Annotated in this window: 15 protein-coding genes; 8 read left to right on the top strand and 7 right to left on the bottom strand. The window is 62.3% G+C overall.

Going from position 1 to position 13,983, the window contains the following annotated elements:
- Window positions 1-95: 95 nt before the first annotated feature.
- Window positions 96-986: a LysR family transcriptional regulator gene (locus tag IM739_RS04275; protein ID WP_237369980.1), complete on the top strand. Its 891-nt coding sequence runs from the start codon at window positions 96-98 to the stop codon at window positions 984-986.
- Here the strand turns inward: IM739_RS04275 and IM739_RS04280 are convergent, their stop codons facing one another.
- The 4 genes from IM739_RS04280 to IM739_RS04295 form a co-directional block, all read right to left on the bottom strand.
- Window positions 987-1,433 carry a GNAT family N-acetyltransferase gene (locus IM739_RS04280; protein ID WP_237369981.1) on the bottom strand — a complete coding sequence of 149 codons (447 nt, stop codon included), beginning with the start codon at window positions 1,431-1,433 and terminating at the stop codon, window positions 987-989. It lies immediately after the preceding gene.
- Between the two features lie 2 nt (window positions 1,434-1,435).
- Complete coding sequence (locus tag IM739_RS04285; protein ID WP_237369982.1) at window positions 1,436-2,386, bottom strand: aldo/keto reductase; 951 nt, start codon at window positions 2,384-2,386, stop codon at window positions 1,436-1,438.
- Between the two features lie 150 nt (window positions 2,387-2,536).
- Entirely contained in the window at window positions 2,537-3,541 is a 1,005-nt protein-coding gene (locus tag IM739_RS04290) for a GlxA family transcriptional regulator (RefSeq protein ID WP_237369983.1), read from the bottom strand.
- Window positions 3,538-4,098, bottom strand: a complete 561-nt coding sequence (locus IM739_RS04295; RefSeq protein ID WP_237369984.1) for a cysteine hydrolase family protein — start codon at window positions 4,096-4,098, stop codon at window positions 3,538-3,540. The genes IM739_RS04290 and IM739_RS04295 overlap by 4 nt, the downstream gene beginning before the upstream one ends.
- Before the next feature lie 194 nt (window positions 4,099-4,292).
- Between IM739_RS04295 and IM739_RS04300 the strand changes: the two genes are divergently transcribed.
- Complete coding sequence (locus tag IM739_RS04300; protein WP_237369985.1) at window positions 4,293-5,279, top strand: Gfo/Idh/MocA family protein; 987 nt, start codon at window positions 4,293-4,295, stop codon at window positions 5,277-5,279.
- Window positions 5,280-5,302: 23 nt separating this feature from the next.
- On the opposite strand, the gene IM739_RS04305 is transcribed toward IM739_RS04300, so the two are convergent.
- Both IM739_RS04305 and IM739_RS04310 read right to left on the bottom strand, forming a co-directional pair.
- Entirely contained in the window at window positions 5,303-5,677 is a 375-nt protein-coding gene (locus IM739_RS04305; protein ID WP_237369986.1) for a GtrA family protein, read from the bottom strand.
- Window positions 5,674-6,696 (bottom strand): glycosyltransferase, encoded by a 1,023-nt coding sequence (locus IM739_RS04310; protein WP_237369987.1) that lies wholly within the window; start codon window positions 6,694-6,696, stop codon window positions 5,674-5,676. The genes IM739_RS04305 and IM739_RS04310 overlap by 4 nt, the downstream gene beginning before the upstream one ends.
- A gap of 143 nt (window positions 6,697-6,839) precedes the next feature.
- Between IM739_RS04310 and IM739_RS04315 the strand changes: the two genes are divergently transcribed.
- The 6 genes from IM739_RS04315 (at window position 6,840) to IM739_RS04340 (ending at window position 12,600) form a co-directional block, all read left to right on the top strand.
- A complete protein-coding gene (locus IM739_RS04315; protein ID WP_237369988.1) occupies window positions 6,840-8,687 on the top strand; it encodes a hypothetical protein in 1,848 nt (615 codons plus the stop codon).
- Window positions 8,688-8,794: 107 nt separating this feature from the next.
- A complete protein-coding gene (gene xseA, locus IM739_RS04320) occupies window positions 8,795-10,411 on the top strand; it encodes an exodeoxyribonuclease VII large subunit (protein ID WP_237369989.1) in 1,617 nt (538 codons plus the stop codon).
- Between the two features lie 621 nt (window positions 10,412-11,032).
- Complete coding sequence (locus IM739_RS04325; protein ID WP_007605510.1) at window positions 11,033-11,242, top strand: cold-shock protein; 210 nt, start codon at window positions 11,033-11,035, stop codon at window positions 11,240-11,242.
- A 131-nt stretch (window positions 11,243-11,373) separates the two neighbouring features.
- The gene (locus IM739_RS04330) at window positions 11,374-11,598 is read left to right on the top strand and encodes a hypothetical protein (protein WP_237369990.1); all 225 of its coding nucleotides are present in this window, start codon (window positions 11,374-11,376) and stop codon (window positions 11,596-11,598) included.
- 35 nt (window positions 11,599-11,633) lie between these two features.
- On the top strand, window positions 11,634-12,014 hold the full coding sequence (locus IM739_RS04335) for a DUF6481 family protein (RefSeq protein WP_237369991.1): 381 nt from the start codon (window positions 11,634-11,636) through the stop codon (window positions 12,012-12,014).
- Window positions 12,015-12,246: 232 nt separating this feature from the next.
- Window positions 12,247-12,600 carry a hypothetical protein gene (locus IM739_RS04340; RefSeq protein ID WP_237369992.1) on the top strand — a complete coding sequence of 118 codons (354 nt, stop codon included), beginning with the start codon at window positions 12,247-12,249 and terminating at the stop codon, window positions 12,598-12,600.
- A gap of 63 nt (window positions 12,601-12,663) precedes the next feature.
- Here the strand turns inward: IM739_RS04340 and IM739_RS04345 are convergent, their stop codons facing one another.
- Window positions 12,664-13,917, bottom strand: a complete 1,254-nt coding sequence (locus IM739_RS04345) for an aminopeptidase (RefSeq protein WP_237369993.1) — start codon at window positions 13,915-13,917, stop codon at window positions 12,664-12,666.
- Between the last annotated feature and the right edge of the window lie 66 nt (window positions 13,918-13,983).

Raw genomic sequence — 13,983 nt, forward strand, 5'->3', positions numbered from 1 at the left:
CGCTCTGGATGCGCTGATGATAGTCGGAGGATACCACCAGGATTGAGCAGGATAATGGCTGTAATTTTGCGCAGCTTGTTCTATCAGATAGAGCAATGAACAGGATCCAGCTTTCGCAACTGGCGGTGCTCGCCACCGTCGCCGAGACCCGCAGCTTCCGCAAGGCGGCCGAGGAACTTGCCATTGCGCCCTCGGCCGTCAGCCATGCGGTCGCCTCGCTGGAGGCAAGCCTCGGCGTGCGCCTGCTCGCCCGCACCACCCGCAGCGTCGCGCCGACCGAGGAGGGCAGGCGGCTGCTGGAGACGCTGGCACCGGCGCTGGCCGATATCGATACGGCGCTTGCGGCCCTGGCTGACGATCGAAGCGAGCCGGCTGGCCCCTTACGCATCACCATGCCGATGCTGGCTGCCGAGGACCTGATCGCGCCGCGGCTGGGTGCGTTCCTGCGGACATATCCGCGAATCGAACTCGACATCGTCACCAATGACCGTTTCGAGGATATCGTCGCCGAAGGCTTCGATGCGGGTCTGAGGCTCGGCGAACATCTGGAAGCCGACATGATCGCGGTCAAGGCGAGCGGACCGCAGCGCGGCGTGATCGTCGGATCGCCCGCCTATATCGCCGAACACGGCGTGCCGCTGACGCCGCAGGACCTTATGCAGCATCGCTGCATCCGCCGCCGCTTCAGCAGTGGGCGGATCTATCGCTGGGAACTGGAGCAGGACGGCGAGGCGCTGGCCGTCGATGTCACGGGTCCGTTGATCTTGTCGGACCAGCGACTGGCCCGCATCGCGGCCCTCGATGGTGTCGGGCTCGCCTTCCTGTTCGACGAACGGGTGGACGAGGATATCCGCGAAGGAAGGCTCGTACCGGTGCTCGCCGACTGGTCGTCGCCGTTCGACGGTTTCTACATCTACTACACCTCCCGTCGGCAGATGCGTCCGGCACTGAGAGCCTTTGTCGATTTCTTCCGCTATTCCAGCTGATCAGTCGAACGACATCCGGTAGCGTACGTGACCGTCTTCCCGCGCATAGCTGTCGTAGAGTTTGCGCGCTGTCGCATTGTCGTGGTTGGTATGCCAGTAGAGCCGCGACCAGCCTTTGGCCTTGGCAAGCGCGATCAGATCGTCGAGCAGGGCGCGGCCTATGCCCTGACCGCGAAAGCGGGCGTCGAGGAACAGGTCCTCCAGATAGCAGTCCGGCGTCATCACCCAGGTGCTGTCGTGAAAATGGTGGATGGCAAAACCGGCCAGTTCTCCATCGATCTCGGCGACACGCATCGCGACGCGCGAGGTCGGATCGAGGATGCGGGCCCAGGTGTGGTCGGTGACCTCTGCAGCAAGATCGACCTTGTAGAAGGAGAGATAATCCGCCCAGAGACGGCGCCATGCGGCCTCGTCGGTGGCGGTCGCATCGCGAATGACAAGCGTCATGGTCAGGCGCCTGCCGCATTGAGCGTGGCCATCTGCTGGTCCGAGAGTTGCAACCTGCCGGCGGCGATCAGGCTGTCGAGCTGGCGAAGGCTGGTGGCCGACGCGATCGGTGCAGTGATGTCGGGGCGGGCGGCAACCCAGGCGATGGCCACCGTTGCCGGCGTAGTGCCGGTCTCGGCAGCGACCTGGTCGAGGGCGGCGAGGATCTTCAATCCCTTGTCGTTCAGGTAATTGCCGACGCGGTAGGAGCGGGCGACGCCGGCCGTGTCCTCGTGGCTGCGGTATTTTCCGGTGAGGAAGCCTGCGGCCAGCGCATAATAGCTGATCACCCCGATGTCTTCGGCGACGCAGAGATCGGCAAGCGCGCCTTCGAAACGGTCGCGGGTATAGAGATTGTATTCCGGCTGCACCACGTCGAAGCGCGGCAGGCTGTTTTTTGCCGAGGCATCCAATGCCGCCCGCAATTGACCGCCGTCATAGTTGGAGCAGCCGATGGCCCTGACCTTGCCGGCGGTGATGAGCTTGCCGAAGGCCTCCAGCGTTTCCTCGATCGGGGTCTTTTCATCCGGCTTATGGGCCAGATAGAGATCGATATAGTCGGTCTGCATCCGCTTCAGCGATGCATCGACCGCGTCGGCTATCCAGGTCTTGCCCAGACCGGTTTCCCGGCCGTTGTTGTCGAAGCCGACCTTGGTGACGATGATCGCCTTGTCGCGGGAGATGCCGCCGCGCTTCAGCCATTTTCCGATGATCGTTTCGCTTTCGCCGCCGACATGGCCATCGACCCAGGCGGAATAGACATCGGCCGTGTCGATCGTGTTATAGCCGGCATCGAAGAAGGCATCGAGCAGGGCAAACGAGGTCGCCTCGTCGGCCGTCCAGCCGAAGACATTGCCGCCGAAGACGACGGGCGCGATGGAAAAACCGGTGCGACCGAGGGCGCGCTTCTGCATGACGGGATCCTTTCAAGGGGCAATTGGACCGGACGGTAGCAAGCAGTTTCGTGATGCACCATTGAAATCGGTAAATGGGTCGGATCCATCAAGGGTAGGGGCAGGGGGCTTGGGGCAGGGGGCAGGGGTTGGTAGCAGGCCCGGCTCCACTCATGTGTCCGGCCGCCGGTCGCGGCGAAACTGGCTGGGCGGTGCAGCGTGATGCTCCGACCAGACCCGCCGCAAATGCCGTGTCGAGGAAAACCCGGCCCGCTCGGCGACGCTTTCCATGTCGAACCGGCTCTGGGACAACAGGTCATGCGCCAGCGCCACCCGGATGGTGTTGATATAGGCGGTGACCGGCAGGCCGGTATGCTCGCGAAACAGCCTTGTCATGTGTCGCTCGCTGAGCGCTGCCAGGCGTGACAACTCACCAAGGCTCCAGTCGCGCGCAGGGTCTGCCATGATCGCATCCTGCATCCGGTGGATCGCCGGATGGATGTGGTTGCGGCCGGACAGCCAGGGCGAAAGCTGCGGGTCGGAACCGCTGCGACGCAGATAGATCACCATCTTGCGCGCCACCGCCAGCGCCACTTGTGCCGAGGTCAGTTTTGCGACGATATGCAGCATCAGGTCGATGCCGGTCGAGATGCCGGCGCTTGAGAAGCGGTTGCGATCCTCGACATAGAGCCGGTTTTCCAGCACGTTGGCGGTCGGCGCCAGCGCCTTCAACTCATCGATGCATTCGGCATGGGTGGTACAGGCATGGGCTTCCATCAGACCGGCGGCACCGGCAAGCAGGGCACCGGAGCAGATCGTCACCAGTCGCGTCTCCGCGGTCACGGCACGCCGAAGCCACCCGCTGAGCCCGAGGAGTTCACCGTCCGCGACTAGGGACTGTTCGCCGACCGCAAGGCTACCGGAAATCACCAGCATGGCATTCGCCGGCAATTGCGCGGGCAGCGGCTGCAGGCCATCCAGCGTCAGGCCGATCGATGTGTGCTGTCGCGCATGGGTGGAGATATAGCGGTAGTCGAAGCAGACGGCGCTCTGCTCGCTATTGGCATAGCGAAGCACCTCCAGCGGCCCCGCGATATCGATCAGCAGGGCCGCCGGCGGGACCAGGATGTAGACCGGCACGATCTCCGGCGCGGACGGGTTCTTCCGTTCGATCAAGCCGCTTTCCTTGCCGTGTCGAGCGCGTCTTCGACGGTTGCGATGCGGGCGAAACGGCCGGCCAGCACCAGTTCGGTGCGCATGCGGATCTCGGCCGGCGAGAAGCGGATGCCAGACGCATGCGTCATCGCGAAGGTCAGCGTGGCCTCGGTGACGAAGTCGACGCCGTATCCGGTATCGGCCGCGTGCCGCGTCGTGGTCTCGCAGCACTGTTCGGTGCGAATGCCGGAGACGATCAGGCGACTGATGCCGTTCGCCTTCAGCCAGTCCTCGAGGCCTGTGCCGACCAGCGCCGAATGCACGGACTTGTGGAATGTGATGTCCGGCTTGATCTCGAGCTCGGCAAGCGTGGTGACGAAACCGCTGTCGAGCGTGAACGGCGCGTCGCTGTCGACATGGAAGATCTGGATGATCGGTATGCCGGCAGTCTTGGCGCCGTCGATCAGCGCCTGCTGTTTCTCGACATAGGCGGCCAGATCATCCGTCGTCCAGAATGCGCATTGGCGAAAGGATTCCTGGACATCGATCACGATCAGTGCGGTTTTCTCTGCGGACATTTCAGGCTCTCCAGTGTTTTCAACGATAGCCGAAATTATCCAGTCTGGAGAGCAGAAAAAGCAGGCGGTCGGACGAAGACAGGACATTTTCGGCCAACATGGTGCGCGGGCATGGAGCGGCACGTGCCGCGAGCCGGATTGCGCCGCTCAAGAACCTCGCCTAATGTCCGGCCGATATTTTCAGGGAGGAAATCATGTTGCGTTTCGGAATTATGTCGACGGCCAAGATCGGCCGCGAGCTTGTCGTGCCCGCCATCCAGGATGCGGAAAATGCCGTGGTCACGGCGATTGCCAGCCGCGATCTGGCAAAGGCCCGCGCCATGGCCGACCGCTTTTCCGTGCCGCATGCCTTCGGCTCCTACGAGGAGATGCTGGCCTCCGACGTGATCGATGCCGTCTACATTCCGCTACCGACCTCGCAGCATGTCGAATGGTCGATCAAGGCCGCCAATGCCGGCAAGCATGTACTGTGCGAAAAGCCGATTGCGCTGAAGGCCGACCAGATCGACGCCATCATCGAAGCCCGTGATCGCAACAAGGTTGTCGTCTCCGAAGCCTTCATGGTCACCTATACGCCGGTCTGGCACAAGGTCCGCGAACTGCTGGCTGCGGGCGCGATCGGGCAGTTGAAGATGGTCCAGGGGTCGTTCACCTATTTCAACCGCGATCCCGGCAACATGCGCAACATTCCCGAACTCGGCGGCGGCGCGCTGCCGGATATCGGCGTCTATCCGACGATCACCACGCGGTTTGTCACCGGCAAGGAGCCACAGCGCATCCAGGCGACGATCGAGCGCGACCCGCAATTCGGCACCGATATCTATTCGAGCGTTAAGGCAGATTTCGGCGATTTCGAACTGAATTTCTATATCTCGACCCAGATGGCCAACCGGCAGCTGATGGTCTTCCACGGCACCGAAGGCTTCATCGAGGTGAAATCGCCGTTCAACGCCGATCGCTGGGGCGCCGAAGAGGTCGAGCTGACCAATCGCAGCCATGACGGCTCGCAGATCTTCCGCTTCCCCGACAGCCGCCAGTACAAGCTTGAGACCGAGGCTTTTGCACGTGCTGTTGCCGGGACAAAGGGCGAGGTGGTGACGCTAGAGAACTCCAAGGCCAACCAGCGCTTCATCGATGCGATCTATCGGGCGGCGGCCAAGGACGGCTGGGAGACCGTCTGACATGAACCGGCTATCGGATTGGTCTACCGGCGGAAGACGAAGCGCGAATAGCCGAAGAAGCTGAACAGCATGGCGGCGATGGAGGCAAAGACCAGCGCCGCATAGGGACTGAGCAGCGGTGCCATGATCAAAAGCCCGGCATAGATGCCGTAGTTGACCAGTGATGTGATCACCGCGATCACCCCGTAGCGGAAGCCCTCGACCACGACCGATCGCTTCGAGGCGCCGAAGGTGAAGCTGCGGTTGAGCAGCCAGGTCGCCGTCATCGCGAGCATGATCGCGATGACACGTGCGCTGAGTGGTCCGAGGGGCGTGAAGGACAGAAGCAGCCACAGCGTGCCGGCATCGACCACGAAACCGGTCGCGCCCACGATGACGAAGCGGATGAATTTTTTCATGCGGCTTTCGAGGTGCGTTTGCCGGTCGCGGCGGCTTTGGCAGCCGTCGGCTTGCTCGCCGCCATCTTGTCGCCCTCGGGTCGCTGCAACGCCGGCAGGTTCATGTAGTGGATGCGCAGCTGTTCGGCCCGCGACCGGGCAACCGAGTCGAGGATCAGCGCTGCGGTGAAGCTGAGGAAGGACATCATCATCAGCGCCATGGCGGCAATCCAGGTCGGCATGCGCGACACCAGGCCGGTGGTGAAGAACTCGTAGAGCACAGGTGCCATGAAGCCGAGGCTCATGCCCATCAGGCCAGCGCTGATCAGGCCGAAAAAGGCAAACGGCCTTGTCTCCTTCATCAGCATGGCAAACATCCAGAGGATCCTTGCGCCGTCCTTGAAGGTCGACAGCTTGGAATGCGAGCCCTCAGGCCGGCGGCCGTAATCCAGTTCCAGCTCGCAGACCGGCAGTTTCAGCCGCGAGGCATGCACCGACATTTCCGTTTCGATCTCGAAGCCGCCGGACACGGCCGGGAAGCTTTTCACATAGCGACGCGAAAACGCCCGGTAGCCGGACAGGATATCGGTGAAATCGTTGCCGAACAGCAGGCGGTAGAGCGTGTTGAACAGCCGGTTGCCGAAGGCATGGCCCTGCCGCCCCGCATCGTCATGCACGCCGCGACGGGTGCCGACAACCATGTCGGCGCGTTCGGTCATCAGCGTGCGGATCAGTTCTTCGGCATCCTGCGGCGCATAGGTGCCGTCGCCATCGGCCATCACATAGATGTCAGCGTCGATATCGCAGAACATCCGGCGCACGACATGGCCCTTTCCCTGGCGGCGCTCGCGAACGACGGTCGCGCCGGCCAGCATGGCAGTCAGCGCCGTGCCGTCGGTGGAATTGTTGTCATAGACGAAGATCCGGGCCTGCGGCAGGGCGGCGCGGAAATCGCGCACGACGTCGCCGATCGTCGCCGCCTCGTTGTAGCAGGGCAGCAAGACGGCAATGTCGGGATAGGCGGAGGCCGAACCACTCATCGATAGCGTACCTGTTGAAAGCTCTTGCAGCCCTCAAGACCGCACCGGCTTTACTATTTCTTGAGAAGGTTAAGGCTAGGTTTCGCCAGACTTGTCTCCTGGACTATTTTGCCTACCGGCTGCGAAACGCCGCCTTCTTGAGGATGAAACGATTGACGGCAGCATCTTCCTCATCCGTCCTGCCCGCGAGACGCCGCTTGCAGCGCCTGCCGGCTGCCGTTGCCTTCTATTCGATCCTGACGATTCTCATCCTGGCAGGTCTCAACCTGCCGGGTGCGCGTGACTATGTCGGTGTCGACAATGACGACGTGATGCGCCTTGTCCAGGTACGCGATTTCCTCGGCGGCCAGTCCTGGTTCGACCTGATGCAATACCGCCTTGGGTTGCCGGGCGGCACGCTGATGCATTGGTCGCGGATCATCGATCTGCCGATCGCGGCGCTGATCAAGGTGTTTTCCCTGATACTGCCAAGCGAGCGCGCCGAGGCTCTGGCGCTGTTGGTCTGGCCATTTTTCCTCGTCATCCCGCTCATGACGGCGATCGCCGTTGCGGCGCGCAGGCTCGGCGACGCCGTGGTCATGCATATCGCCCTGATGCTCGCAGCCGTCTTCGTCGTTACGGGAAACCGCTTCCTCCCGGGTGCGATCGATCACCACAATGTCCAACTGGTCCTGGTCGCCACCATCGCCGCCTGCCTGCTGGATCCTGGCCGCGGGGCGGCAAGCTTTGCCGGCGCCGGCCTCGCCTGTGCCCTGGCAATCGCCATCGGCGCCGAGACCACCCCGCTGATTGCCGTTGTCTGTGTCGTGGTGGCGCTTCTGTGGACACTTGAAGGAACGGCATCCAGAACGGCCGCAAGGGCGTTCTCGCTATCGCTTCTGCTCTCGATCTCGGCGCTCTTTCTGGCGACCGTGCCATCTGCGCATTATCGCCTCGTCACCTGCGACAGCCTGTCGATCGGCTACTACGCGATCATTGCCGCTGGCGCTGGCGCGCTGTTCGTCGCAACCTACCTGCCCGCCCGCCTTGGCCTGGCCGGGCGAAGCGCGGCGCTGGTGACCATTGGCGCGCTGGTGCTGCTCTCGGCACTTGCCGTCGCGCCGCAATGCCTGCAGAATCCGCTGAACGAACTGGATCCACTGCTGCAGACGATGTGGCTTGACGGTGTCCTGGAGGCCCAGTCCTTCCTGCGCTGGCTGGAGGTGGAGCCTGCGAGCTTTGGCGGTTTCTACGCCGTGCCCGTCTTTGCCCTCGCCGTCTGCCTGTTCCGGGTAATGCGCGGCGATAATGTGCGCAGCCATGCCATTCTCTTTGCCCTGCTGTTGATCAGCTTTGTCATCGCACTGGTCCAGGTACGCGGCGCTGCATTTGCAAACCTGCTCGCCATTTTGCCGGTGGCGCTCCTGATCGCCGAGCTTCGGCGCAATTCCAATGCCGAGCCCGACAATATCGGTGCCGGTTTCTTCTTCGTTGTCGTGGCGCTGCTTTCGGTTCCCAGCGTCTGGATCCTCAGCGGCGTCTTCATCGTCGAGGGGACGATGGGCATCTCCAACCGGATGCGCTCGCTGGTCGCGGCAGGGTCGGCGAGCGAGACGGACCCCGGTGCCGCCTGCGAGACGTTGCAGTCCCTGGCGCAGTTGAATGACCTACCGGCAGGCACGGTGGTGGCGCCCTCCGACTATGGTGCGGACATTCTCCGGATCACGCCGCATCGCGTGTTGAGCGGCCCCTATCACCGCAACCAGGGTGGCATGCTGACCGAACTGCATATCGGCCTTGCCGAGCCCGCGGAGGCGGCAGCCTTCCTGCGCGGGTCCAAATCGACGATCCTTGCCTTCTGCCCGACCAATGTGCAGACCGAGAAAATCGCCGGCATGAAGCCGGACGGGCTCTATGCCGCAATCACTGCGGGCAAGGTTCCCGACTACCTGCAGCCATTGCCGCAGGATCCGCAGTCCGGTCTGACCATCTACCGCGTCGTTCTGCCCTGATCCCGAAATCGCCTGCGAGCACGGCAGAGAGACAGACGGCAAGGAAATCTGCGCCATGCCGATGTGTCGAGGCTGATCTTCCTGCGCTTTTGCGATAATCAGGACGCATGAGCAATTTCTTCGCTGACGATTCGCCGAGCAACCTGACCGAGTTCACCGTTTCGGAACTTTCGGGTTCGATCAAGCGCACGGTCGAGACCGCCTTCGACCATGTGCGGGTGCGTGGCGAAATCTCCGGTTTTCGCGGCCAGCATTCGTCCGGCCATGCCTATTTCTCGCTGAAGGACGACAAGTCGCGCATCGATGCGGTGATCTGGAAAGGATCGTTTGGCAAGCTGAAATACCGCCCGGAGGAGGGCATGGAGGTGATCGCCACCGGTCGCGTCACCACATTCCCCGGCTCGTCGAAATACCAGATCGTCATCGAGCAGATGGAGCCGGCAGGCGCCGGCGCCCTAATGGCGCTGATCGAGGAGCGCAAGCGACGTTTCACGGCCGAAGGGCTTTTCGATCCGGCGACCAAGCAATTGCTGCCCTTCATGCCGAAGGTGATTGGCGTGATCACCTCGCCGACCGGCGCCGTCATCCGCGATATCCTCCATCGCATTTCCGACCGCTTCCCGGTTCATGTGATCGTCTGGCCGGTCAAGGTCCAGGGCGAGGGGTCCGGCGACGAAGTGGCCAATGCCATCATCGGTTTCAACGCGATCGAGCCCGGTGGGCCGGTCGCACGGCCCGACCTCCTCATCGTGGCGCGCGGTGGCGGCAGCCTTGAGGATCTGTGGAGCTTCAACGACGAGGCCGTGGTTCGAGCCGCTGCCGCAAGCGATATTCCGCTGATCTCGGCCGTCGGCCATGAGACCGACTGGACGCTGATCGACTATGCGGCGGATGTGCGCGCGCCGACGCCGACCGGGGCTGCGGAAATGGCCGTGCCGGTGAAAGCCGACCTGGAAGCCCAGATCGCGACGCTCGCTGCCCGTCTTTCGGGCGCGATCAACCGCCAGATGGACTATCGCCGCCAGGGCCTTCGCGCACTTGCCAGGGCCCTGCCGTCGCTCGACCAGTTGCTGGCGCTGCCGCGTCGCCGTTTCGACGAGGCGGCTGGCGGACTGGGCCGCAGCCTGGAACTCAACACGATGAACAAGCGGCGCAGCTTCGAGCGCGCGGCAGCCAGGCTCTCACCCGACATGCTGGCGCGGCGCCTCGTCGAGCGCCGGCAAAGGCTGAGCGAGCAGGCGACCCGGGCGGAGCGGATCATTGAACGCCTGGTCGAGCGTAGCAAGGCGCGATTAGGGCGTTTCGATGCAACGCTGACGGCGGTGCCGGCGCGGTTGCAGGCGCTGACCGCCCGCGCGAAAGACCGGCTGGAAAGCCTTGGACGGCGCGCCGATAGCGCCGTCATCCATGACCTGCGCCGCGCCCGAACGCTTGTAGTGGCCCAGGACCGGATGCTGCATTCTCTGTCCTACAAGAATGTGCTCCAGCGCGGCTATGCGGTGATCCGCGACGAGCGTGACCGCCCGGTCTCGCGGGCCGCAGCGCTTGGCGCATCGCAATCCGTCGCGATCGAGTTTGCCGATGGTCGCATAGCGGCGGTGATCGGCGAGGGCGCGCCATCACCCGGCACTGCAGATCCGCAGCCGTCGATATCCCGGCCGCAGTCGCCCGCGAAACCGGCACGCAAAGCCGAGCCGCCGGCCGGCCAGGGCAGCCTGTTCTGACAGCGCCTGGCGCCACTGGTCAGTTCGCAGCGCCAGCTCAAAGGCGCAACTGTCGCAACGGACCCTTTGTCGGCCGGCACGCCTGCCGGGCATTGCTTCATTGACGATTTGGAGGCGGCCGGCTGAGTATATGACCAGGGAACAGCCGGCCATTTCGGATGGCGACATGACCGGATTTGCCGGGTTTGCCAGAAACCGCCGTCGGCCTGTCGTCCTTCCCTTGTCGCTTTGGCTCCTACGCGCTGTCGCGGCTTTGCATGAACGCGGAGACTGCCTGAAAACGCCGCCGTTTCATTGCCGGGATACCTGTCGGCAGGGATAGGATCTGATATCGGAAAATACATCTTATGATTGTATATCGGACATCGTCAGATTGGTAATTTTGGCAAAAACCTCGGAATTTCAGGCATCTTGCGAGTGTCGCGACGGAAAAGAGAAAAACCAATGGTTGACATTCTTTAGAAAAGTCTCTATCTATCAATCATCGATATTTGCTTGCTGAGCTTTGGTTACCGCGCATTTAGCAAACGCGCCCTGAACGAACCTTCCTTTCAAAAATCGTTATCATCATCCGCAGCGCTCACGCGTTGTGGTCACTTATACGCTATGAAAGGGTTCATCATGACCACTGGCACCGTAAAATGGTTTAATTCCACCAAGGGCTTCGGCTTCATCCAGCCTGACAACGGCGGCCCGGACGCATTTGTCCACATCTCGGCAGTCGAACGCGCCGGCATGCGCGAAATCGTCGAAGGCCAGAAGATCGGCTACGACATGGAGCGCGACAACAAGTCGGGCAAGATGTCGGCCTGCAATCTTCAGGCTGCCTGAATTCGGTTTCTGCTTTCCCTTGACCACGGATGTACTGGCACTGTCGAGAGCAAGAACCACCGGGGTCAGGCACATTGCCTGGCCTTTTTTATTGCCGCTCGCCGACCCGAGCACCCAAGAGGACGACGAGCATGACAGAAAACTTCAGCAAACCGCGTCAACAGGCCGAGATTGCCTTCGGCAAGACCCAGTCGCAATTCTTTGCCCGCGAACGCGCGTTCGAAGAACTGGACACGATCGTGGTAGCGCGCGAAGAAAAGACCCTGAGGCTGCGCGAGGCCCGTCTTGCCAAGGAATTGCAAGACGCCAGCAGGCCGGCAGCGAGCCCCGTTACGAAACGTGCCAGAAAGGCCTGAGAAAGCCGGCATGGCATTCCAACTGGAATAGACAATTGAGAAATATAAAGAATACCGAACTTTCCGACCGCCGCAGCACCGCTGCCGAAGCAAAGGCCGCTCTCCTTCAGGCCTACCGCGCCGCCAAGGAGGCTGCACAGCCGACCCTCGAAGCCAAGCAGGCCGAGCGCATGGCCGTCGCAGAAGCCCGCGAAGCGCGCCGCGCTGAACGCGAGCGATTGAAGAACGAAGAACGCGACCGTCTCAAGGCCGAGGCCGCCGAGCGCGAAGCCGCCATGATCGCTGCCGCCAATGCCGAAGCAGAGGCACGCGAAGCGGCCGAAGCCAGCCGCATTTCCCGCGTCGTCGAAGACGAAGCCGCGCGTAAGGCCGAACGTGACAGGCGTTATGCCAATCGCAAGGCACGGCAGTCCTGAGGCCTGGCTCCAAGATTATCTTGAACACCGTATCTGTCTCAAGGCCGGCCTCTCGCCGGCCTTTTCTGCGTCCAGCAGACGGGCAGCCGTGGCGTTCATCGAATTGTGAGCGCATGTGGCCTTACAAACCGGTAACGTAATTCCCATTTCCATGAAACCCGGGAAACAAAAGCGTGGCAGATTGCGTCAGGCCGCTTGCGCGGTACCGCCGGTACGTGATGGAGATTTGACTATGAAAATGAAAAATTCCGCGGTTCTTGCCGGGACTTTGGCCGGGCTTTTGGCCGCAACCATCGGTGCGGCTCCGGCTCTCGCCGAGCAATCCGAATTGTCTCGCATCCTGTTTGGCAGGAGCTTCAACGACAACGTCACGGCTGTGAAGGTCGGCCCGTCGTGGCGCGATTCGGACGGTACGGTGCCGTTCTTCGTGCAGAAGCCGCTGCCGGTTCGCATCCGGGCGGCGCAGGCCGAGGTTGCCGCCGATGCAGGCTTGCGCGATGCGCTGGAACTGCGCGACATTGCCGCCAAGAATGTGATCTGGGTGCAGACTGCCGCCAATGGCGGAAAGATCGTCTACTACCGCTGACGTCTCCAGGCGCCACCGCGCCAGGCTGCCGGCGGTCGATCCGCCGGCAATCCGGTGTCATGCTCAGGCCCACTCGCCCTTGCGCATGACCGGTACCTTCGAGCCATCTTCCCTCACGCCATCGATATCAACCTTGTCGGAGCCGATCATCCAGTCGATATGGATCAGCGAGGCATTGCCTCCCTGTGCCTTGATCTGGTCCTGGCTGAGCAAGGCGCCATCGAGGAAGCATTTCGAATAGCACTGGCCGAGCGCGATATGGCACGACGCATTTTCGTCGAACAGCGTGTTGTAGAACAGGATGCCGGAGGCCGAGATCGGTGACGAATGCGGCACCAGCGCCACCTCGCCAAGACGGCGGGCGCCTTCATCGGTGTCGAGCACCTTCAACAGGACTTCTTCGCCCTTGCTCGCCTTGGCCTCGACGATGCGGCCTTGCTCGAAGCGGACCTGGATATTGTCGATCAGCGTGCCCTGATGCGAGAGCGGCTTGGTCGAGGAGACATATCCTTCCACCTTCAGCGCATGCGGCGTGGTGAAGACCTCTTCCGTCGGGATGTTGGGGTTGCAGGTGACGCCGTTCTTGGCAACCGATGCCCCGCCATGCCATTCGTGTCCGTCGGCAAGGCCAACGGTCAGGTCAGTGCCCGGACCTTTGAAATGCAGGGCCGAGAAACGCTCGCCGTTCAGCCAGGCGGAACGCTTGGCAAGCTCGCTATTGTGGGTTTTCCAGGCGGCGACCGGATCTGCCTGATCGACGCGCGAGGCGGCGAAGATCGCATCGGCCAGCTTGGCCACGGCAATCTCGACCGGCACATCCGGGAACACCAGCCTGGCCCAGGACGGGTTGGGATAGGAGCAGATGTTCCAGTTGATGTCGAAATTCGAGATATATTCGAGTGCCGGCTTGTAGGCGATCGAATTGGCCTTGTTGGCCCGCGCCACCTTGGCCGGATCCTGGCCCGACAACAGCATCGGATTGTCGCCGGCGACAGCCAGTCGCGCCGCACCATTGGCATAGGCCTTGGCCATGCCGTCATACAGCCAGCCGGATGCCCTGTCGAAGCTCTCGTCCGATCCGTGAGCATAGCGCGCAAGGGTCGTTTCCTCATCGGAATAGAAGGTGGTGACGATGCCGGCGCCGGCCAGATAGGCATGTTTTGTGATGTGCCGGACCAGGGAGAGGGCTGCGATCGGGGCGGTGATCACCAGATCCTGGCCCTTCTGCAGCTGAAGCCCGACCTTGACGGCCACTTCGCCCAGCTTTTCAAGTTTGACTGGATCGACGGCATGAGTGAAGTCGGGCGCAATTGTCATGGGGACCTGCCATAATTGTCGTTGGGTTGGCGATAGACTTAGGGAGCTTTGCGGCGAAAATGAAGG

The organism is Rhizobium sp. SL42 (assembly GCF_021729845.1).
Classification (GTDB): domain Bacteria; phylum Pseudomonadota; class Alphaproteobacteria; order Rhizobiales; family Rhizobiaceae; genus Allorhizobium.

Bases quoted from the DNA above. Each gene is read 5' to 3' on its own strand.
- IM739_RS04295 (WP_237369984.1), bottom strand. From the start codon at position 4,098: ATGTCCGCAGAGAAAACCGCACTGATCGTGATCGATGTCCAGGAATCC.
- IM739_RS04330 (WP_237369990.1), top strand. From the start codon at position 11,374: ATGACAGAAAACTTCAGCAAACCGCGTCAACAGGCCGAGATTGCCTTC.
- IM739_RS04345 (WP_237369993.1), bottom strand. From the start codon at position 13,917: ATGACAATTGCGCCCGACTTCACTCATGCCGTCGATCCAGTCAAACTT.
- IM739_RS04325 (WP_007605510.1), top strand. From the start codon at position 11,033: ATGACCACTGGCACCGTAAAATGGTTTAATTCCACCAAGGGCTTCGGC.
- IM739_RS04280 (WP_237369981.1), bottom strand. From the start codon at position 1,433: ATGACGCTTGTCATTCGCGATGCGACCGCCACCGACGAGGCCGCATGG.
- IM739_RS04310 (WP_237369987.1), bottom strand. From the start codon at position 6,696: ATGAGTGGTTCGGCCTCCGCCTATCCCGACATTGCCGTCTTGCTGCCC.
- xseA (WP_237369989.1), top strand. From the start codon at position 8,795: ATGAGCAATTTCTTCGCTGACGATTCGCCGAGCAACCTGACCGAGTTC.
- IM739_RS04300 (WP_237369985.1), top strand. From the start codon at position 4,293: ATGTTGCGTTTCGGAATTATGTCGACGGCCAAGATCGGCCGCGAGCTT.
- IM739_RS04275 (WP_237369980.1), top strand. From the start codon at position 96: ATGAACAGGATCCAGCTTTCGCAACTGGCGGTGCTCGCCACCGTCGCC.
- IM739_RS04315 (WP_237369988.1), top strand. From the start codon at position 6,840: ATGAAACGATTGACGGCAGCATCTTCCTCATCCGTCCTGCCCGCGAGA.
- IM739_RS04285 (WP_237369982.1), bottom strand. From the start codon at position 2,386: ATGCAGAAGCGCGCCCTCGGTCGCACCGGTTTTTCCATCGCGCCCGTC.
- IM739_RS04305 (WP_237369986.1), bottom strand. From the start codon at position 5,677: ATGAAAAAATTCATCCGCTTCGTCATCGTGGGCGCGACCGGTTTCGTG.
- IM739_RS04340 (WP_237369992.1), top strand. From the start codon at position 12,247: ATGAAAATGAAAAATTCCGCGGTTCTTGCCGGGACTTTGGCCGGGCTT.